Here is a 740-nt window from a genome sequence, read left to right as displayed (position 1 = left end):
CATCGAAATGCCGTCCCCAATAGCAAGCATTCCACCCAGCAGCATAGCTGCGATTTTTACCCATCTCACACACCTCCCTCATCACCCATCCCACACCACGTAATTTAAGATTGTCCAATCACAAAAGCGCCGTTCCGCGTCCCTCACTTCGTTCGGTCCTCGGTCCACTGGCGCATCCTACACAACAATTCACACCATGTCAACAAATCTCGTACTCGTTCTCGATCCGCAAGCCCCCGGCTCCTATCCACTGGCCTCACTCACGCTAACGTACAGACCGCTGATCGCAGTCGTCCACACGCCCCCAACCCCGATTTCCTTGTCCTCACTTATCCAGCAAGTCCCGCATCTTCGAGTCCTCCACGGACTAGGTATCAAGCCCGTCCTGCACTCAATTCCCCTAGGACCCTCGTCCCACATGTGGGCCCTCAACTACAACGCGGAGATCGCGGAGCGCGGATACAACCATGTGCGCGTGCGCGGGTCCGACGAAGAAGACGCGGACGGGGACTTCGAAATAGTAGATGCAGACGCCGATGATGGGCTCGATGCCGACGCAGACGCCGATGAAGAACTTGAATGGGGCCCGGATTCTACGGAATTGGTGAGGAATCCTGATCAGGCGCGTGCTGATCACGAAAAAACACTTAGAAATGCTAAAAAATCGCGTTTTGAGGGGTCTGGTGTAAAACACCTCATTAAACCGCGTGCCGCATCCACCTCCGGCCCTGTACAAACCC

The 740-nt window shown here is 55.4% G+C and carries 1 protein-coding gene; it reads left to right on the top strand.

Translation table 11 applies throughout. From position 1 onward, the window contains the following. Positions 1-418: 418 nt before the first annotated feature. A partial coding sequence (locus AC1RPR_RS07920) for a hypothetical protein (protein ID WP_481763420.1) occupies positions 419-740 on the top strand: 322 nt, incomplete at its 3' end.

The sequence above is a fragment of the Dellaglioa sp. CoH-57-MRSF-22 genome (assembly GCF_056781895.1).
The sequence above is the reverse complement of the archived record's forward strand: the minus strand, read 5'-3'. Positions and strand labels throughout refer to the sequence as shown.